17 protein-coding genes are annotated in these 19,826 nt (G+C 32.2%); 2 read left to right on the top strand and 15 right to left on the bottom strand.

Annotation, left to right across the window (positions count from 1 at the left end; genetic code table 11):
- Positions 1-13: 13 nt before the first annotated feature.
- The 8 genes from hisA to GKZ86_RS05445 form a co-directional block, all read right to left on the bottom strand.
- Positions 14-739 (bottom strand): 1-(5-phosphoribosyl)-5-[(5-phosphoribosylamino)methylideneamino]imidazole-4-carboxamide isomerase, encoded by a 726-nt coding sequence (gene hisA / locus GKZ86_RS05480; RefSeq protein ID WP_154782098.1) that lies wholly within the window; start codon positions 737-739, stop codon positions 14-16.
- A gap of 55 nt (positions 740-794) precedes the next feature.
- On the bottom strand, positions 795-1,376 hold the full coding sequence (hisH, locus tag GKZ86_RS05475) for an imidazole glycerol phosphate synthase subunit HisH (RefSeq protein WP_154782097.1): 582 nt from the start codon (positions 1,374-1,376) through the stop codon (positions 795-797).
- A gap of 102 nt (positions 1,377-1,478) precedes the next feature.
- Positions 1,479-2,615: a bifunctional histidinol-phosphatase/imidazoleglycerol-phosphate dehydratase HisB gene (gene hisB / locus GKZ86_RS05470; protein WP_154782096.1), complete on the bottom strand. Its 1,137-nt coding sequence runs from the start codon at positions 2,613-2,615 to the stop codon at positions 1,479-1,481.
- Positions 2,616-2,856: 241 nt separating this feature from the next.
- Positions 2,857-3,903, bottom strand: a complete 1,047-nt coding sequence (gene hisC / locus GKZ86_RS05465; protein WP_154782095.1) for a histidinol-phosphate transaminase — start codon at positions 3,901-3,903, stop codon at positions 2,857-2,859.
- 140 nt (positions 3,904-4,043) lie between these two features.
- Positions 4,044-5,327 carry a histidinol dehydrogenase gene (gene hisD, locus GKZ86_RS05460; RefSeq protein ID WP_154782094.1) on the bottom strand — a complete coding sequence of 428 codons (1,284 nt, stop codon included), beginning with the start codon at positions 5,325-5,327 and terminating at the stop codon, positions 4,044-4,046.
- Between the two features lie 196 nt (positions 5,328-5,523).
- Positions 5,524-6,381, bottom strand: coding sequence for an ATP phosphoribosyltransferase (hisG, locus tag GKZ86_RS05455; RefSeq protein WP_154782093.1), 858 nt, complete (start codon positions 6,379-6,381; stop codon positions 5,524-5,526).
- A gap of 305 nt (positions 6,382-6,686) precedes the next feature.
- The gene (locus GKZ86_RS05450; protein ID WP_154782092.1) at positions 6,687-8,087 is read right to left on the bottom strand and encodes a cell wall metabolism sensor histidine kinase WalK; all 1,401 of its coding nucleotides are present in this window, start codon (positions 8,085-8,087) and stop codon (positions 6,687-6,689) included.
- Positions 8,088-8,090: 3 nt separating this feature from the next.
- Entirely contained in the window at positions 8,091-8,753 is a 663-nt protein-coding gene (locus tag GKZ86_RS05445) for a response regulator transcription factor (RefSeq protein ID WP_154782091.1), read from the bottom strand.
- Positions 8,754-8,937: 184 nt separating this feature from the next.
- Here GKZ86_RS05445 and GKZ86_RS05440 point away from each other — a divergent pair, with 184 nt between their 5' ends.
- Positions 8,938-11,028: an LTA synthase family protein gene (locus tag GKZ86_RS05440; protein WP_154782090.1), complete on the top strand. Its 2,091-nt coding sequence runs from the start codon at positions 8,938-8,940 to the stop codon at positions 11,026-11,028.
- Between the two features lie 210 nt (positions 11,029-11,238).
- Here the strand turns inward: GKZ86_RS05440 and GKZ86_RS05435 are convergent, their stop codons facing one another.
- Positions 11,239-12,237 (bottom strand): zinc dependent phospholipase C family protein, encoded by a 999-nt coding sequence (locus GKZ86_RS05435; protein ID WP_154782089.1) that lies wholly within the window; start codon positions 12,235-12,237, stop codon positions 11,239-11,241.
- A gap of 173 nt (positions 12,238-12,410) precedes the next feature.
- Between GKZ86_RS05435 and GKZ86_RS05430 the strand changes: the two genes are divergently transcribed.
- Positions 12,411-13,367 carry a hypothetical protein gene (locus tag GKZ86_RS05430; protein WP_154782088.1) on the top strand — a complete coding sequence of 319 codons (957 nt, stop codon included), beginning with the start codon at positions 12,411-12,413 and terminating at the stop codon, positions 13,365-13,367.
- A gap of 3 nt (positions 13,368-13,370) precedes the next feature.
- Here GKZ86_RS05430 and GKZ86_RS05425 read toward each other — a convergent pair whose 3' ends face one another.
- The 6 genes from GKZ86_RS05425 to GKZ86_RS05400 form a co-directional block, all read right to left on the bottom strand.
- A complete protein-coding gene (locus GKZ86_RS05425) occupies positions 13,371-14,348 on the bottom strand; it encodes a YeiH family protein (protein ID WP_154782087.1) in 978 nt (325 codons plus the stop codon).
- A gap of 74 nt (positions 14,349-14,422) precedes the next feature.
- Positions 14,423-15,319 carry a LysR family transcriptional regulator gene (locus GKZ86_RS05420; RefSeq protein WP_154782086.1) on the bottom strand — a complete coding sequence of 299 codons (897 nt, stop codon included), beginning with the start codon at positions 15,317-15,319 and terminating at the stop codon, positions 14,423-14,425.
- 82 nt (positions 15,320-15,401) lie between these two features.
- Positions 15,402-17,429, bottom strand: a complete 2,028-nt coding sequence (locus GKZ86_RS05415; RefSeq protein WP_154782085.1) for a hypothetical protein — start codon at positions 17,427-17,429, stop codon at positions 15,402-15,404.
- Positions 17,430-17,521: 92 nt separating this feature from the next.
- Positions 17,522-18,268: a 3-oxoacyl-[acyl-carrier-protein] reductase gene (gene fabG / locus GKZ86_RS05410; RefSeq protein WP_154782084.1), complete on the bottom strand. Its 747-nt coding sequence runs from the start codon at positions 18,266-18,268 to the stop codon at positions 17,522-17,524.
- Positions 18,269-18,613: 345 nt separating this feature from the next.
- Positions 18,614-18,883, bottom strand: coding sequence for a hypothetical protein (locus GKZ86_RS05405; protein WP_154782083.1), 270 nt, complete (start codon positions 18,881-18,883; stop codon positions 18,614-18,616).
- A 23-nt stretch (positions 18,884-18,906) separates the two neighbouring features.
- A complete protein-coding gene (locus GKZ86_RS05400) occupies positions 18,907-19,791 on the bottom strand; it encodes a hypothetical protein (RefSeq protein WP_154782082.1) in 885 nt (294 codons plus the stop codon).
- Positions 19,792-19,826: the final 35 nt, after the last annotated feature.

Here is a 19,826-nt window from a genome sequence, read left to right as displayed (position 1 = left end):
CTTTGCGAAATATCTATTTATTTAAAATATAGTTTTCTAACTGTTTTAAAGTAATTCTTCCTTCGTAAATCGCTTTTCCGATTATCGTTCCTTCACAACCCAATTCAGCTAATTTTGGTAATTCATCAAAAGTTGAAATTCCGCCGGAAGCAATTAGTTTTACACCTTTGGCTTCGTTTAATATTTTCTCATATAAATCAAAACTTGGGCCTTCTAACATTCCGTCTTTTGCAATATCTGTACATATAACATACTGAATTCCTTTGTTTTGATAATCCTGAATAAACGGAATTAATTTTTCATCAGAATCTTCTAACCAACCAGAAACGGCAATTTTTTCATCTTTTGCATCAGCGCCCAAAATGATTTTATCTGAACCATATTCTGAAATCCATTTTTCGAAAATCGCTCTGTTTTTAACCGCAATACTTCCGCCCGTTATTTGATTTGCACCGCTTTCAAAAGCAATTCTCAAATCATCATCAGATTTTAAACCGCCGCCAAAATCAATTTTTAAACTGGTTTGATTTGCAATTTGTTCCAGTATTTTATAATTCACAATTTTACTCGATTTTGCACCGTCTAAATCGACTAAATGCAAATATTCGATTCCGTGCGCTTCAAATGATTTCGCTACTTCAAGCGGATTTTCGTTGTAAATTATTTTGGTATCATAATCACCTTTTGATAAACGAACACATTTTCCGTCAATGATATCTATGGCTGGTATTATTCTCATTTATTTAAGTCTTAAAGTTTGAAAGTCTAAAGTCGTAAAGTCTTTAAATCTCTCTTTATATTTTTAAAAAATTCTCTAATATTTTCTCTCCAACCGCTCCACTTTTCTCCGGGTGAAACTGAGTTCCGTAAAAATTATCCTTTTGCAAAGCCGATGCGTATTCTAATTCATAATTGGTTGTAGCAATGGCTTCAACACAATTTGGAGCGTAAAAACTATGCACGAGATACATAAATTCATTCTCTTGAATTCCTTTAAATAAATCCGATTTCAAATCATAAATCTGATTCCATCCCATTTGTGGTACTTTTACTTTTGGAGTGAATTTAACCACATCAACATCAAAAATACCTAAACCTTTAGTATTTCCTTCTTCAGATGATTTACACATTAACTGCATTCCCAGACAAATACCCAAAACCGGTTGTTTCAAGTTCGGAATCAAATTATCCAAACCGCTTTCTTTCAGTTTTTTCATTGCCGAACTCGCTTCGCCCACACCAGGAAAAATCACTTTATCTGCCGCCAGAATTTCTTCGGGATTATTGCTCAAAACAGCCTTAAAACCCAACCTTTCAATAGCAAACATAATGCTCTGAATATTTCCTGCTCCGTAATTTATAATTACTATTTTCATTTTGTTTAGTCTTAAAGTCCAAAGTCCAAAGTCTTAAAGTCGCTTCTTGATATCTGGAATATAGAAATCTTTTGACTTTATGACTTTCAACTTTTGACTCAATTAAAGCATTCCTTTCGTCGAAGGCAAAATCATTTTTTCTGTATCTCTTTTTACGGCTACTTTTATTGCTTTTGCAAAAGCTTTAAAAATTGCTTCAATTTTGTGGTGTTCATTCGTTCCTTCCGCTTTTATGTTGATGTTAGCTTTGGCTCCGTCAGAGAATGATTTAAAGAAATGATAGAACATTTCTGTTGGCATTTTACCCACCATTTCGCGTTTAAATTCGGTTTCCCAAACCAGCCAGTTTCTTCCGCCAAAATCAATTGCTACTTGCGCTAAACAATCGTCCATTGGCAAGCAAAATCCGTAACGTTCGATCCCTAATTTATTTCCTAATGCTTTTGCGAAAACTTCGCCAAGCGCAATTGCAGTATCTTCAATTGTATGATGTTCATCGACTTCAAGATCACCTTTTACCAAAATTTCCAAATCCATTTGACCGTGACGCGAAATTTGATCTAACATGTGATCGAAAAAAGCAATTCCGGTTTCGATTTTACTTTTCCCGGTTCCGTCAAGATTCAAATCGATAAAAATATCGGTTTCATTGGTTTTACGAGTAATCGAAGCCGAACGCGCTTCTAATTTTAAAAACTCATAAATTGTTTTCCAGTCTGTTGTTTGCAGAATAATGGTATCGTTTAATTCTTCACGTTTCGACGAAATTTCATTGCTTCCAATTCCGTCCGTCATATTCATGAAAATGGCTTTTGCACCAAGGTTTTTTGCCAATTCGACATCCGTCAAACGATCTCCCAAAACAAAAGAATTTGCCAAATCATATTCCGGATTATCAATATATTTCGTCAACATTCCTGTTCTTGGCTTGCGTGTTGGCGCATTATCTTCCGGAAACGATCTGTCAACAAAAATTTCATCAAACAAAACGCCTTCATTTTCAAAAGCCCTTAAAATAAAATTCTGTGTTGGCCAAAACGTATCCTCCGGAAAACTATCCGTTCCTAATCCGTCCTGATTGGTTACCATTGCCAATTCGTAATCTAATTCGTTGGCAATTTTAGCCAAATATTGAAAGGCTTTTGGATAAAATTCTATTTTCTCCAAAGCATCTAACTGATAATTCTCCGGTTCTAAAACAATCGTTCCGTCACGATCGATAAAAAGTACTTTTTTCATAATTTATTTATATTTTGGGCGTGTCCCTCCGGGTCGGGCTTTCGGCTATATCTTTTATTCCGTTTCACTTCATAAAAGGATACCGCCTCTATCCCTCACGCAAAAACGGTTTTCGAGATCTTTTTTGTTTTGCCACGAATTTCACAAATTTTCGCTAATTTAATTCGTGTTAATTCGTGAAATTCGTGGCAAAAAACTTTGTTACTTAGCGTAATTCTTAGCGAACTTTGCGATTAAACTTTTACTTCAACAACTTCAGTTCTTTAATCAAAACTGCATTTTCTTCCGGAATTCCAATTGTAAAACGCAGGCAATTTTCGCATAAAGGCTGAGTTGTTCTGTTACGAATTACAATTCCTTTTGCAATTAATTCATCATATCTTTTATTGGCATCATCTACTTTTACTAAAACAAAATTAGCTTCTGTTGGATATACTTTTTCTACAAAACTAATATCAAGCAAAACTTTAAGCAATTCTTCTCTTTGTTCAATAATCGAAGCTATTTCTTGTTTTATTTTATCTGAATCCTTCAAACGTTCAATCGCTCTTTGCTGTGTTAATTCATTAACATTATAAGGCGGTTTTATTTTATTTAAAACCGAAATTACAGCCTCTGATGCATAACAAATTCCTAAACGAATTCCGGCCAAACCATAAGCTTTAGAAAGTGTTTGGGTAATTACTAAATTCGGATATTCATCGATTTCTGTCAACCAGCTTTCTTTAGCAGAAAAATCAATATAAGCTTCATCAATTACAACCAAACCTTTAAAATTTTGAAGTAAGGTTACAACACTTTCATCAGAGAAAGAATTTCCAGTTGGATTATTTGGCGAGCATAAAAAAATGATTTTTGTATTCGCATCAACAGCATCTAAAATTTTATCTACTTGCGGCTGAAAATCAGTAGAAAGTAAAACTTCTCTGTTTTCTACAGCATTGATATTTGCCAAAACACTGTACATTCCGTACGTTGGCGGTAACGAAATAATATTGTCAATCTTTGGCTCACAAAAAGCTCTGAAAAGTAAATCAAGTACTTCATCGCTTCCGTTTCCTAATAAAATCTGGCTTGATTTTACATTATTATTTTTACCTAAAATCGCTTTAACCGAATTCTGCTGCGGATCCGGATAACGGTTTACACCATTCTGAAAGGGATTTTCATTGGCATCCAAAAAAATCATTTCGGCTGTATCAAAATCCTCAAATTCATCGCGCGCAGACGAATACGGTTTTAATGTTTTTACGTTTTCACGTGTTATTGTATTTATATCGAATTCCATTTCTTTTCTTTTTTTAAGAAGAAAGAATCAAGATGAAAGAAAAAAGACTTCTCATTTTACGTTACACTCTTTTCTCTTGCTTCTTGCTTCTATTCTCTTGCCTCTATTCTCTTTATTCTATTCTCTTGCTTCTATTCTCTTTACTCTAAACTCTTCAATCTCAAAGTAACTGCATTTTTATGGGCTTGTAAACCTTCAGCTTCAGCCATGATTTCAATTGCTTTTCCGATATTCTGAATTCCTTTTTCAGATATTTTCTGAAACGTCATCGATTTCATAAAACTATCCAGATTTACACCGCTGTAATTCTTAGCGTATCCGTTTGTAGGTAACGTATGATTTGTTCCAGAAGCATAATCTCCGGCACTTTCCGGCGTGTAATTCCCGATAAAAACAGAACCTGCATTTACGACTCCATTGCAATAGAAATCATCAAATTCTGAACAAATTATAAAGTGTTCCGGTCCGTATTCGTTGATTAAATCTAAAGCAATCTGATCATTTTCTACATAAATTAATTTCGAATTTTCGATTGCTTTTTTTGCTATTTCTTTTCTTGGAAGTTCTTCTATTTGAGTTTGAATTTCTTTTTCTACAGCATCAATTAATTTTCTTGAAGTCGAAACTAAAATTACCTGACTATCTGTTCCGTGTTCTGCCTGCGACAACAAATCTGATGCTACAAATGCAGGAACGGCCGTGTCATCTGCCACAACCAGCAATTCTGAAGGTCCGGCCGGCATATCGATTGCAACTCCAAATTGCGTTGCCAATTGTTTTGCAACCGTTACAAATTGGTTTCCGGGCCCAAAAATTTTATACACTTTCGGAATTGATTTTGTTCCAAATGTCATTCCCGCAATGGCCTGAATTCCCCCTACTTTTAATATTTTGGTTACACCGCATAAATTTGCTGCGTACAAAATTGCAGGGTTTATTTTTCCTGTTTTATCCGGAGGCGAACACAAAACAATTTCTTTAGAACCTGCAATTTCAGCAGGAACAGCCAACATTAAAACGGTTGAAAATAAAGGTGCGGTTCCGCCCGGAATGTACAATCCAATTTTTTGAATTGGTCTTTTTTCCTGCCAACAATTTACGCCTTCAATCGTTTCAACTGAAATTCTTTCAGTTTTTTGAGCCGTATGAAATTTATAAATATTTGATTTTGCTAACTGAATCGCTTCTTTTAATTCATCAGAAATCAATACAATTGCTTCCTGGATTTCTGCCGGAGTAACTTCATAATTTTCTAAAGTAATTCCGTCGAAGATTGAAGTATATTTTGCAACGGCTTCATCTCCTTTTTTCTGAATTTCTTTAAAAATTTCTTTTACCGTAACTTCGATATCATCAATAGTTTTGGTTGGTCGTTTTAATATTTCTGACCAGATTTCTGGTTTTGGATTGTCTATTTTATTCATTTTTTTTTATGCTTTAGGCTTTAAGCTCTAGGCTATAAGCTTTATTATCTTGTGTGTTTTTTAATGCTTTAAGCTATAGGCTTTAGGCTGTAAGCTTTATTAACTTTGTGTTTTTTTTTGGCTTAAAGCAGGCGATTTGCAATATGCTTTTCAAAAGCCTATAGCTTAAAGCCTATTGCCTAAAGCGAGCAAAGCTCTAAAGAACCATTTTTTCAATTGGGCAAACTAAAATTCCTTCGGCTCCGGCTTCTTTTAGCTGATCTATTACATCCCAAAATGTATCTTTATCAATTACAGAGTGTACGCTGCTCCAACCCGGTTCTGCTAATGGCAAAACGGTTAAACTTCTTAAAACAGGTAGAATTTTGCCAATTGTATCAATTTTATCGTTTGGCACATTCATTAAGATATATTTTGAATTTCTTGCTCTTAAAACGGCTTGAATTCTGAATTTTAAAGTGTCAATGTGTTTTTGAATTTCCGGTGAAACTTTTGGTGAAACGGCTAAAACTGCTTCACTTTTTAAGATCACTTCAACTTCTCTTAAATTATTTTTGAATAAAGTGCTTCCGCTTGAAACAATATCTACAATAGCGTCGGCAAGGCCAATATTTGGTGCGATTTCTACAGAACCTGAAATTTGGTGAATGTCAACTTTTAATCCAAATGAATCAAAATATTCGTTAACCGTGTTTGGGTAAGAAGTGGCAATTCGTAAACCGGCTAAATCCTGAATAGAATTGTATTCGAAAGTTTTAGGAACGGCTACAGAAACTTTGCATTTTGAGAATCCCAATTTCTGAACAACTTCTATTTGTTTTCCTTTTTCTACCAAAAGATTGTCGCCAACAATGGCAAGATCTACAACGCCATCAATTAAATATTGTGGAATATCTGAATTTCTTAAATATAAAACTTCTAAAGGAAAATTTGAAGCTTCAGCTTTTAACTGATCGTTTCCGTTGTTGATCGAAATCCCGCAATCTCTTAGAATTTGAATGCTGTCTTCGTTTAAACGACCTGATTTTTGAATTGCAATTTTTAAAGTACTCATTTTTTAGTTTTTTGGGTTTATAGTCTGAGTACAAAGAAATAGGTATAAAAAAACCCGTTTGATGTACTCAAACGGGTTTTAAAATATGATGATTTACACACATACCATTAACACATCGCTTGAGAGCAATAATGAAAATGATGATGATGTAATTGATTTGAAATCATGATTTGTTTTTGTTTTATTCTTTGATTCGGTTGCAAATATACTAGTTAATTTCATAAAAAAGCAATTTTTAATTTAACTTAACGATAGTTTATTGTTAAAAAAATTAAAGTTGCTGTTTTTTGATGCAAACTTTCGATTTACGATAACGATTTCAGGTTTTCATCAAAACTTAAAATTACCGTGGTTCCTTCCCCTATTTTACTGGTGATTTTGAATTTAACATGAAGTAATTCTGAAATTCTTTTTACAATAGAAAGCCCTAAACCTGTTCCTTTAATTTCCGGATGTTCTGATGATCTTGATCTGTAAAAAGGATTAAAGACCGTTTCCAAATCTTCCTGATCGATCCCGATTCCGTTATCTTTTATTATGCAGATTGTTTTATTATTTTCTTTTAAAAGTGAAATAAATACTTCTCCTTCTGTATTGGTATAATTAATGGCATTTGAAATAATATTTCTCAAAACTGTCAGAATCAAATACGTATCTGAATGGATGTAAAAATCTTCTTTGGCTTCAAATTTTACCTGAAGTTTCTTGTTGTTTATTTTATCCGAATATAAAGTCAAAATATCAAGAATCAGTGCATTCAAATAAATTGATTCCGGAACAATATTTTGTTTTTGATTTTCAAAACGAGCCAGTAAAAGCAGCTGATCAACCAGCATATTTAGGTGATCGACTTCTTCAATACAAAAATTAATTTTTTCTTCGTATTCCCATGTTTCACGAGGCTTGCGAATTAATACTTCAAGTGTGCCTTTAATAACGGTTAACGGCGTTCTTAATTCATGCGATGCATCTGATGTAAATTGCTTTTCGCGCTCGATAGCATCTTCAATTCGGTTTAATAAATTGTTTATCGTTTTAGAAAGTGTGTACAATTCGTCACGTGTTTTTGGCAACGGAATTCTTGTTTTTAAGTTGTCTTTCGTAATTGTTTTAGATGTATTTGTAATAGCATTTATAGGCTTTATGCTTCGGCCTGCAAAAAAACGTGCTATTAAAAACAATAAGACCAAAATCGCAGGAAAAGCAAGACACATAATGTCAAACAAATTGTTTAGCACTAAACGCGAGTTGGTTAAGGACATTCCGATAATCAAATAGCCTATTTTCTTAGATTTTATAGAAAGCGGAACCTGAATTTGCCTTATTGTATTACTGCCTATTTTAGTATCAAACAATTCAAAGTTTTCTACACTGTCATGAAACACAAGTGTTTCTGATTTAAGGTTTGGTGATTTCTCTATAATTTTTTTATTCGTATCTAAAAACTGAACAAAAACAGGATTTATAGTAACGGTATTATGCTCGCGTTCTTCCCACTCTTCTTTATCAACTAAAATTACGACACCGTTTACAATTTTAATTTCTTTAAAATGATTTTGAACTTCAACCTTAATGTCTTCATCAATGCGACTGTAAACAGAGAGTTTTACGATGGCATAAATAGCAAAGAAAACTACTAAAATCAATAAACCTGTTGTGATAATGTAGTTTAGTGCAATTCTGTTTTTAAAAGAAAGTTGTGCCATTTATTAGTCGTTAGCAATGTATCCTACACCGCGAATTGTTTTTATATAATCTTCTTCAATTTTTAAATTGAGTTTTTTTCTGATGGCGTTCATAAATACATCAATCACGCCTGTATCATACTCAAAATTAATATCCCAAACATCTCTTAAGATATCGTTTCGGGAACAGACTTTGCCTTTGTTCCGAATTAAATACGTTAACAATTCAAATTCTCTGTGTGTTAAAGGAACTTCTTCATTATTTTTTAAAACAATATATTTTGATAAATCAATTTTAATGTTTCCTAAAGTGAGTGTTTCTGATCCTTTATGTTTTCTAAAATGAATTTTAATGCGTTCTGCAAGTTCTTCAAAACTAAAAGGTTTTTTGATATAATCATTGGCTCCGGCTTTTAAGCCTTCAATGGTTTCCTGAACAGTATCTTTTGCCGTTAAAAATATAATTGGAGTTAGCTGATCCTTAATTCTAATGGCTTTGCATAAATCCAAACCGTTTATTTTCGGCAGCATCCAATCTAATAAAATTAAATCAAATTGTTGATTTTGAGTTAATTCAAATCCTTTTGAACCATCATTGGCTGTCGTCACCTGATATCCTTCTTCCTGCAAACCTTGTTGCAAAAACTGAATGATTCCTAACTCATCTTCGACTATTAAAATATGCATATCATATTATTTAATTAAGATTTGATCTCTGATTATAGTTTCAAAGATAAAATATTTTAAAATCATTACAACAGAAAAAACACCTCCATCTTAAGTAAATATTAAGTTAACCCTAAGTAATGTAAAGGTTTATCTTAATCTCCTATTAATCAATCGGAACTAATTTTGTAAAAAAATTAATACCATGACATTTTACAAGAAACTTTCTCCTTTTTACAATCTTGGCGTATTTTACTTTATTATCAGTTTTATATTAAGAGTTGTTTTGTTTTTTCATCCTATTACACAAAGTTCTTTTACTTTTATTGAAAGTTTAAAAATCTTTATTTTAGGGCTTGTTTCAGACTTTTTTGTCTTTATTCTTGCTGCAGTTTTTTTGTGGTTATATCTGATTTTTATCTCTAATTCTAAATACAACAAACCATACGGTTATATTATTTTAGGCGCTTTTATAGCTTTATTCGCTTATGTGGCTTCCGGAAAAAGTATTCTTGACGAATACGGCGGCGCTTTGCCCAGGATTGTTTTAATTTTTATCGGAATCAAAACGGTTTTGTTTTCACTTTTACTTTTTCTTCCAAAATTAAGAGACAAAATAAGATATTGGTTATTTGCTTTTGTTATGTTTTTGTATGTTTTATTGATTCTGCAAAACGGTTTAAGTGAGTATTTCTTTTGGAATGAATTTGGTGTAAAATATAATTTCATTGCAGTAAACTACCTGATTTATACGAATGAAGTTATCGGAAACATTATGCAGTCTTATCCTGTAATTCCTATATTTTCGGCTTTGTTTCTGGTAACGGGAATTGTAACTTATTTTATTCTGAAAAATTCTAAAAGTTATATTGATGATATCCCAACCTTCAAAGGAAAACTAAAGATTTCTGCACTTTATATAGCATTATTTATAGTTTCATTAGTTGTAGTTCCTACTTTGGCTAAAACAGAAAATTCTAAAAATGTTTTTGTGAATGAATTACAGTCTAATGGATTGTATAAGTTTTATTTGGCTTTTGAAAATAACAAATTAGATTATTTTAAATTCTACAAAACACTGCCAAATAAAGAGGCTTTTGCGATTTTGAAACAGCAATTTCCAACCATTTCCGGCGAAAATACAAGCAGAAAAATTGAAAGTGATTCAACAGAAAATCATAAAAATGTGGTTTTGATTACGATCGAAAGCTACAGTGCAGAATTTATGAAAGCTTATGGAAATGAACAAAATATAACTCCTTTTTTAGATAGTTTAGCTCAACAAAGTTTACAATTTACTAATTTGTATGCTGCAGGAAACCGCACTGTTCGTGGCCTTGAAGCTGTAACTTTATCTTTGCCTCCAACTGCAGGAGAAAGTGTTGTAAAAAGAGAAGATAATAAAAACAAATTTTCAACGGGCGCTATTTTTAAACAGAAAGGATATAACGTAAAGTTTATGTACGGCGGTGATGCTTTTTTTGATAATATGCAGGATTTTTATTCTGGAAACGGTTATCAGATTATTGATAAATCAAGTTTTGCTCCGAGTGAAATTTCATTTTCTAATGTTTGGGGCGTTTGTGATGAAGATATGTATTATAAAGCAATTAAGGTTATGAATGTTGAGGCCAAACAAAACCGACCTTTCTTTAATCATATTATGACGGTGAGTAATCACAGGCCTTTTACGTATCCTAACAATAAAATTGATATTCCGGGTGATATAAAATCGCGCGATGGTGGTGTAAAATACACTGATTATGCTTTAAGAAAATTCTTTGCAATGGCCAGCAAACAGCCATGGTTTAAAAATACTGTTTTTGTAATTGTTGCCGATCATTGTGCGTCGAGCGCCGGAAAAACTGAGTTACCAATGGATAAATACAGAATTCCTGCTTTTATTTATACTCCAAATGGAAAACCGGAAAAATTTAATAAACTGATGTCGCAAATTGATATTATGCCAACGCTTTTCGGATTGCTTCATTTTGATTATCAAAGCAAGTTTTTTGGTCAGGATGTTTTTAAAACGGATTATAAACCAAGAGCTTTTATTGCAACTTATCAGGATTTAGGATTGATAAAAGATAATGTGCTGACCATTTTATCTCCAAAACAACAGGTAAAACAATTTGAGCTAAAACTGGATTCAAAACCCGGTGTTGCTCCCGAATATCAAATTGATTACGATCAAAAATCTATGAAAAAAGAGAGAACTGATTTGGTAAATGAAACTATTTCGTTTTATCAAACGGCTTCGGCTATGTTGAAAGAAAAGAAATATCAGATGTAGGGTTTTGTTTCAGGTTATTTTAGTTTCAGGTTTCAACGCAATAGGTTTTTGTGTCATTTCGACGGAGGAGAAATCACATCCAGAGAGCAACGAACTGTAAAAACGTTATGTGATTTCTCCTCCGTCGAAATGACACAACTGGAATAAAAAAAGGCTAAAATTCACATATGAATTTGAGCCTTTTTTTATATTTCAATCTAAAACAAAAATTTAATCATTTTGATTTTTCATTCCGAATAAATCTCCATTTTGAAACAATTTTACATCTTCCTTTAAAGCTTCGTTATTTCTTTGTGTAAGCGATGGCGAATCTAAATCGCTTAAATCAGGTTTTCCTGCATTAACCCAGGCAGTATACCAAAAACTAGATGTTGCAACGATTGCCTTTTTCATTTGGCTTTCAACCATTCCGTTAAGCTCTTTATTTAATTTAGCCGCATAATCATCAGAGAATTTAGCCGAATTATATTTATTTTTAACGATTTTTCCATCAGCATCTACAACATAAACCTGATTTTCAGGAGTTGAAGTTCTTAATTTTTTATCGATGTCTAATAATGGTTGAGCTAAACTATGCGTGTCATTAATCATATCCCAGGTTGCTTTATGAACATCTTCATAATAATGTGCCAGTGGAACATTTAATTTGTAATTTTTAGCAAATAATTCAGGAAGTCTGCTTTCCCAAAGTGAATGAATTCCTTTTTGGTCGCTTAATTGTCCATCATGATTTGCAGAAGTATGCAACGGCATATGTGCATCACCAACATAATGACCTAGATCTGCAGCAAGAAATAAGATTTCTACTCTATTTTTATCTTTAAAAGCTTTGGTTAATTTAACCATTAAGTCTTCGATATACCAAGGTAAAATTCCGTTATCGTTCAGGAATTTAGCATCGTATTTTTTCTTTGCTTCTTCCATGGTTTTTGGTAAACTGTCAGCAGAACCAAAATTTTCCATATCAAAATAATGTCTTGGATTTTCATCTTTATAATTCAAGGCATATTTACGAATATCCGGTACAGAAGCTTCTTGTGTAATAAAATCGATATGATTGTAAAAGAAAATCTGAAGCGGACGCGGCAAAGCCATTACTGCAGCTTTATTAATACGTTCGTGGCCAACGATTCCCCAGGATAATGTCAAAAAACCAATTGCTAATGCGAATAATGCGATTAGTCTTGGTTTCATTTTAAAATTTTTCATTTGTAATTTGTTTGAACTGCAAATTTATTTTATTTAAACATAATTCAAAGGATTAGTTATAAATATTGTGTTAATTTAATTTTAGCTTTTCTAGTCGCATAACTACTATTACTTCTACTAAAGATCTAAACTTTCTTTGTAGATTTGTTCTGTTTTATTTTAAACTTTTCTATATGCGCCTAATTCTATCCAGTATTTTTTTCTTTCTGTTTATTTCTATTTCTTCAGCACAAGACGATGATATTGTGCAGCTTAAAAACGTTAGCGATACCATTTTAAATACCAAAAGAACATTGTTGATAAAAGGACCATTAGATCCTGTAAAAACAATGCTAAAGTTGTTTCCCGGTAAATTATATAATATGCCGGATCATAATACTTTTATGAGCTGGAAATGCAAAACCTGCAAACCTGTTGCTTATGTTGATGCAAATGGTGAAGAAGGCGATCAATTATTTCCGTATACGGAAGGTGTTGCTACAAGATTACTTACCACAATTGATTACTCTGATTCTAAAGCAAACCAATTTAAGTTTTTGGTTTTTAATCATTCTGTTTATGATGCTGATGGATTACAAACAAGCAGATTTACGGGCGGCCTTTTGAGTATTGCTAAATTTGTAAAAAATGAGAATGCCTGGGAAATGAAATCTTTTCAACCTGCTATCCAGGCTTTTGGTTCTTTCGCTAAATCTCCTGTTCCCAAATTGGTACAAATTGGTGAAGATCAATATGCATTAACTCTTGTGCATGCCAATGGCGGCGGTGGGGCTCCTTATTCCGGTTATCTTTATCTTCTTGTTGGTTTTGATGGAAAATACCAGCCTTTAATGGAAGTTGATTATTATAGTCTTTTTAATAGTGTAAGTTCAGAATGGTCAAGTTCTTATACTGTCGTTAATGATAATAACAAAAAGTTTTTCCGTGATTTTGTCATTACAACAACTGGTTCTTATAAAAAGGCAAAAGGCACTGAAGATGATTATGAAGTAGATTTGCCAAGTGAAATTGCACAAATGGGTAAAACTAAAAAGCAATTTAATTTTGTAATTGAACGACGATTTTCATTTAAAGGAAAACGCTATAACATTGTAGGCAAACCTGTTGTGAAATTCTCAAATATAAAATAGATCTTAGTTGAGATAAATAATCGAAATTAAACTCAATCCGGCAATAAATATCCAAAGGAAAACACCTTGCAATAAAGGCTTTACTCCTACTGATTTTAAAGTATTAATATTTAATGTTGCTCCAATTAGAAACAATGTTATTGTTAAACCAATTTTAGCAATACTAACAATTGCCGGAGATATAATCGCTGTTGCAGGCAAATAGGTATTGAAAAGCATTGCCAAAATAAACAAACCAATAAAGTATGGGATTTTTATTTTTGTTCCGGTGCTTCCTTGTTGTTTTTTGAAAATTGCTGCTGTCAAAAGTGAGATCGGAATAATCCATAAAGCTCTGGCTAGTTTTACTGTTGTTGCAATTTGCAACGCTTCGGCTCCGTATTTATTGGCGGCACCAACCACAGAACTTGTATCGTGAATGGCAATAGCGCACCACAAACCAAATTCTTTTTGAGAAAGATCAAGTTGATGGCCTATAAACGGGAAAGCAAATAATGCGATAGAATTCAACACAAAAATAACTCCCAAAGCAATCGAAGTTTGGTTTTCATTTGATTTTATTACCGGGGAAATAGCTGCAATGGCACTTCCTCCACAAATTGCAGTTCCACACGAAATTAAATGCGAAGTTTTTTTATCAGTTTTAAGCCATTTTCCTAAAAGTGTTCCAAAAATTAAGGTGCTGAAAATAGAAAATATAGTCAGTAAAAAACCTTCTTTTCCTGCTGAAATTGCTGATGTTGCATTCATTCCAAATCCTAAACCTACTACCGAAAATTGCAATAGAAAAGTAATCGCTTTGCTATTGAATGTAACAAACGGATTTCCGAAAATATTCACAATCAAAACGCCTAATAATAAAGCAATTGGTGGCGAAATAATCGAAAACAAGCACAAAACAATAACCAAAGCAAAAATGGCTTGCTGAAAATAAAGGTTAACTTCTAATAAATGTGTTGCTGAATGTTGTTGCGTTTTCAAAATAAGGTACTTAAATATTACCTTACAAAGGTCTGGTCTTTATATTGAAATCGCCAATTGTAAATTACAATCGACTATAACTTCAGGTTATAGTAAGCTGAAATATTTTGGATAAACAACTCTGATAACGGATCTGATTTTCCGAGTAATGTTATAATGTAAAAGTATCTTTCGATAGACAAATTCTCTACATCTAAAACAATCAATTCGTTGTTTTTAAGTTCTTTTTCTACTGTATGTATAGACATAAAGGCAAAACAATCTGAATTTAAGAGATATGATTTTATGCTTCCCGTACTACCTAATTGCATTTCGATTTGTAAATCTGAAAATTTTACGCCAACTTGTTTTAAAGCATATTCTATAACTTCAAGTGTTCCTGAACCACGTTCTCTTGTTATAAATTGTAGTGATTTTAAATCATCAAGCGAAATTTCATTTTGTTTTGCTAAAGGATTATTACTGTTACAAACTAAAACCAATTCGTCTTTTAAAAACTGTACATATTTAATAGATTGATTTTTAGATTGTCCTTCGACAATTCCAATTTCTATTTCTTTATTGAGCAAAGCGTTTTCGATTTGTTCTGTATTTCCATTCAACAAATTGACCTTTATCTCTTTTTGCTTTTGATGAAATTTTGCTAAAACCGGCGAAATAATATACTGAGAAATTGTTGTACTTGTCCCCAACCTTAATAAACCTTGACGTTCGCTGATGAATGAGCTCATGTCAAAATCGATTTCACGATAAATTTCGAAGATTTTTTTGGTATGTTTTAGCAGAATTTCTCCGGCTGGAGTTAAAACAATTTTAGAACCGTTTCGTTCGAAAAGTTTTGTTTTATAGGTTTCTTCAAGTTCCTGAATATGTTTCGAAACTGCTGGCTGCGTAATATACAATTCTGTTGCCGCTTTAGTAAAGTTAAGGCGGAGCGCAACGGTGTAAAATACTTTTAGCCTGAAGTCCATTTTATAAGTGATTTTTGTTTCAAGTTTAAAGTTTCAAGTTACAAAACTTTGAGCCTTTGTACCTATGAACCTTTGCAACTACTTAAAGTAACCCATTATACTTTCTAACAAACCATTCTGTAGTTAATAAAATAGCAATTAAAATCAATAACCAAACCCAATCAATTAAAGGAGTTTTTGTTGAGATATTTTTTTCTATTGATTTGTATTCTTTATTTTCTAAAAGCTGCTGAATCAATTCATCAGTTTGATTTTCAAAGAAAGCTTTTCCGTTGGTTTGTAATGCTAATTGTTTTAGTTTTAAAACGTCAGGATTTACAAATTGTTTTTCGATATCAAAATCTAAAATTTCAAAATGACTCGAATATGAAGTGTTTGAGTTTAATTCTTTTACTGAGAAATTATATTTTCCGGCCGTTAATCCGTCTAAATTTACGGAGAAAGAATTATTTCCTTTTAATAAATCGTAGTTTTTCGTTTGTTTAGTTGCTGCGTTTGTAACGGTAATTGTTAATCTTGCTTTTTCGTCAAACTCATAGTTTTTATTGAAATATTGCGCGTTGATAACAATGGCTTCTCCTGAATTATAAAAACTTTCGTGTGTTACTACCAATGATTTTTTTGATGTTGCTGTTGCTAAATACTGAATAATTTTATCTACAAAAACATCATATTTATCGAATGACTGATTATCGATATGGCTTTGCAAGCGCCATTTCCAGCTGTTTTCTCCTAAAAGAAAAGCGGTACGTTTGCCTTGATTTTCGGCGAAAGCCAATAACGGCGCATTTGTAGAAACGTTTCTAATTTTCGACGAAAGCAAAACTGACACATTTCCGTTTGTAGAAATGGTTCCGAATAAATTTTGCAATGGTGGAAAATTTTCAAAACCGATATTATCTATAGCAAACAAATTAAACTGAGGCTGAAATTCAGTTAAATAATCTTCAATTTGATTGCTCATTTTAAATACCAGATTATTCTGCTGTTGGTTCAGAAAATTAAAATCGGTACTGTTTCCTGTTATTATAAAAGTATTTGTTCCTGCCAGTTTATTATTATCAAAAATAGCTTTGAACGCCGTATTTGGCTGATATAAAACTAAAACCGAAGCTTCTTGCAATAAATTAAGTCCATTTGGTTTCACCAAAATCACTTTACGTTGTGCATTGACTTCTATAGAACGTTTTAATGCCGCAATATCAGGATGGTTTATAGCCGAAACTATTGCAATTGTTGATTTTTGATCTATAATTTCGACAGCAAAATTCTTGATATTATTGTAACTGTTTTTCTCTTTTAGATTTGAAGAAATACTGGCTTTAAAAATCTGTAAACCAACTTTATCAGCAGGTAAAAGCAGATTTAAGGTTGCTGTTTTTTTCGATGGAGAAAATGAAACATTTTCTTTTGCTACAACCGTGTTTCCTTGCGAAATGGTAAAATTAGCTGTTGTATTTTTATCTCCGGCATATTGCAGAAAAACTTCAACGGGGAATTTATTTTTATGAAAAGCGTATTTATTTACATTAAGCTGATTGATTTTTAAATCAAAAAACGTGGTTGTATCTCCCACAACCAAAGGATAAACTTTATTAACAGGATCAAAACGATATACATAATCGTTTCCTGTAGTTTGATTTCCATCAGTAATTATGACCGTTGGAAAAATCAGATTTTTGTTGATGCTTTTTAAATTCTTCGCAACTTCATCTAAATTGGTTTGCTTTCCTTTAAAATCAAATTGTTCTGAAGTTTTAAAATCAGCATCGAATTGATACGACTGAATTTCAAATTTTTCTTTTAATGCTGGATTTGAAACTAGTTTTTGATATAATTCAGTAACTTTTTTATCTGATTTTAATGCTGTAATCGAACTTGAATTGTCTACCGCAATAGCCAAAGGCGTTTTGGTAATTTCAAGTGAATTTTTAGTCATTATTGGATTTATCAATAAAAGTAATAATCCGAAAATGGCTAAAAAACGTAAAAAAGCCAAAAACCAAATCACATTGGATTTGTTTTTGGCTTTGAAAAAATATTGAAAAAACGACAAACCACCCGCTATTACTAAAGAAAGTAATAATAATAAAATCGTGTTTGTAGTCATATTTATTTAATAATTGGAAGATTTAACAATTCAAAGATTTCAAAAAACCTTTGAACCTTTGCAACTTAGTCCCGAAACTTCGGGAGAGTACCTTAGGTTAGCATTCCTCCGCAAACATTTAGTACTTGTCCTGTAATGTAAGCACTCATATCTGAAGCCAGGAAAAGACATGCATTGGCAACATCTTCAGTAGTTCCGCCACGTTTTAACGGAATTCCTTCTCTCCAACCGTTTACTACATCTTCAGATAATTTTGCAGTCATTTCTGTTTCAATAAATCCGGGAGCGATTGCGTTGCAACGAATATTACGTGAACCCAATTCTAATGCTACTGATTTTGTAAAACCGATTGCACCAGCTTTTGATGCAGCATAATTAGTTTGGCCTGCATTTCCTGAAACCCCAACTACAGAACTAATATTGATAATAGAACCGGCACGTTGCTTAAGAAAAGTTTTTTGAATTGCTTTTGTCATATTAAAAACTGATTTCAGGTTAACATCGATAACCTGGTCAAAATCAGCTTCAGACATACGCATTAATAAATTATCTTTTGTAATTCCGGCGTTGTTGATTAAGATATCAACAGTTCCAAAATCAGCTAAAACAGCTTCTACAAAAGTTTGTGCTTCATTAAAATCGGCCGCATTTGATTGGTAACCTTTAGCTTTAACCCCTAAACTGTTCAATTCTGCTTCTAAAGCTTCTGCAGAAGCTGCAGATGAACTGTATGTAAATGCAACATTTGCACCGTGTTTAGCAAAAACTTCAGCAATTCCTTTCCCAATTCCACGACTAGCGCCCGTAATAATGGCAACTTTTCCTTCTAGTAATTTCATATTAAAAAATTAATTTTATTTTTATTTTTATTCTTCCTCCTTCCTGTAATTAAAAACAACCGCAGAAGATTGGTTCATTCGGGGGCTTTGAATGACACGTCAAATATATGACAATTCCCTTTTTAAAAAAATAGCAAATGTAAAAAGGTTCAAAGTTGCAAAGGTTCATAGTAACAAAGAGGATAAGTTTCTGAGATACTGAGTTCCTAAGTATAAAAAAGCTTTTAAAAACGAGAATTTTTAAATATCAGTAAAAACTCTTACTAGCAAATATTTTCTAAAATCAAGAAAAGCAACTCTTTTGAGTTGCTTTTCTTCAAAATAAAAATAGGAACTAACAATAACTTATATATGATTTTGTTTCGTTATAAAAAAGAAAGCTAGCAATACTGCCGCCATGATCAACATTCTATAAATAGATGCTTTAAATATTGTTGTACCATTAAGTTTATCTTCTTTTCTCTGTTTTATCATATTTAAAATCATTATTGGAATGAATATTAATATGGAGAGGTAATAAAAATATCTTACATATTCTGTGAAAAATACTGATATAACGACAAATACTAAGCCCCATAAAAGAAGAATAATATTTATTTCTTTACTATTTCTCATTATTACACTTTTAAAATTTAAAATTAATTTATTCTTCCAACATACTTACCATTAGAATCTGTTGTCCAACAACTATCAACTGTTGACGACCACCTATCAGTGCAATGTATCGTTAACTCTCCAGTTACAGGGGGAGGTCCGTCAGGAGATACTGGTTCGACAAGGCATTCTCTATAATCTTCTTTTGCTCTTCCATCGCAACTTAATTTAGTTGCCATACAATACGCTGCTCCCAATAAACCTGGCACTATTCCACCATATGCTCCAGCAACGGCAAATACTGCACAAACTCCGAAATCACTTGCACATCTATTTATTGTTTTATTAAAAGTCCTAGCACAATTATTACTACCAACTAAACCACCAGGTGGATTTGAATTAATATATACTTCAACACTTGCATTCAATAATATTGTTTGTTCTTCTATTGTCAAGTTATAAAAGTCTGGGTTTTGTAATATAAAAGCTTGTTGAGTCTCAACAATATTTTTTAGAATTGTAATAATTTCCTGCGTGTTTGATATTCCTGCATTAGCAAAAACATTTTTTAAGTCATTTTCATTGGTTGCAGAATTCAGCATTTGCATTGTATTTGCATTAAAGTTTACCTTGGAATTTTTATTTAATGCTACATCTAAACTTCCAAAATTGGTAAAGATTTCTTCTGAAAATGAAATTACATTCTCTTCAGTATTATCAGAAATAATAATTCCTAATTTATCTAAACTTTTAGTTTTTTCTGATTGTTTTTTAGTTGTGGTATTTCCTGGTTTATTTACAGATGCATCTTCAGTTGAACATGAATAAAAGACTATCATAATTAACGCCGTGATAGATCCGAATATACATAATTTGAGATTCATTTGATTTAAAGAAAAATGATAAATTACATTTCTTAATCTTTTCATAATATATTTTTTTTTAGTTGTTAATAACTAGCCAA

This window comes from Flavobacterium sp. LC2016-13, assembly GCF_009707955.1.
Taxonomy (GTDB): Bacteria; Bacteroidota; Bacteroidia; order Flavobacteriales; family Flavobacteriaceae; genus Flavobacterium.
This window is presented reverse-complemented; position numbering and strand designations above follow the sequence as displayed.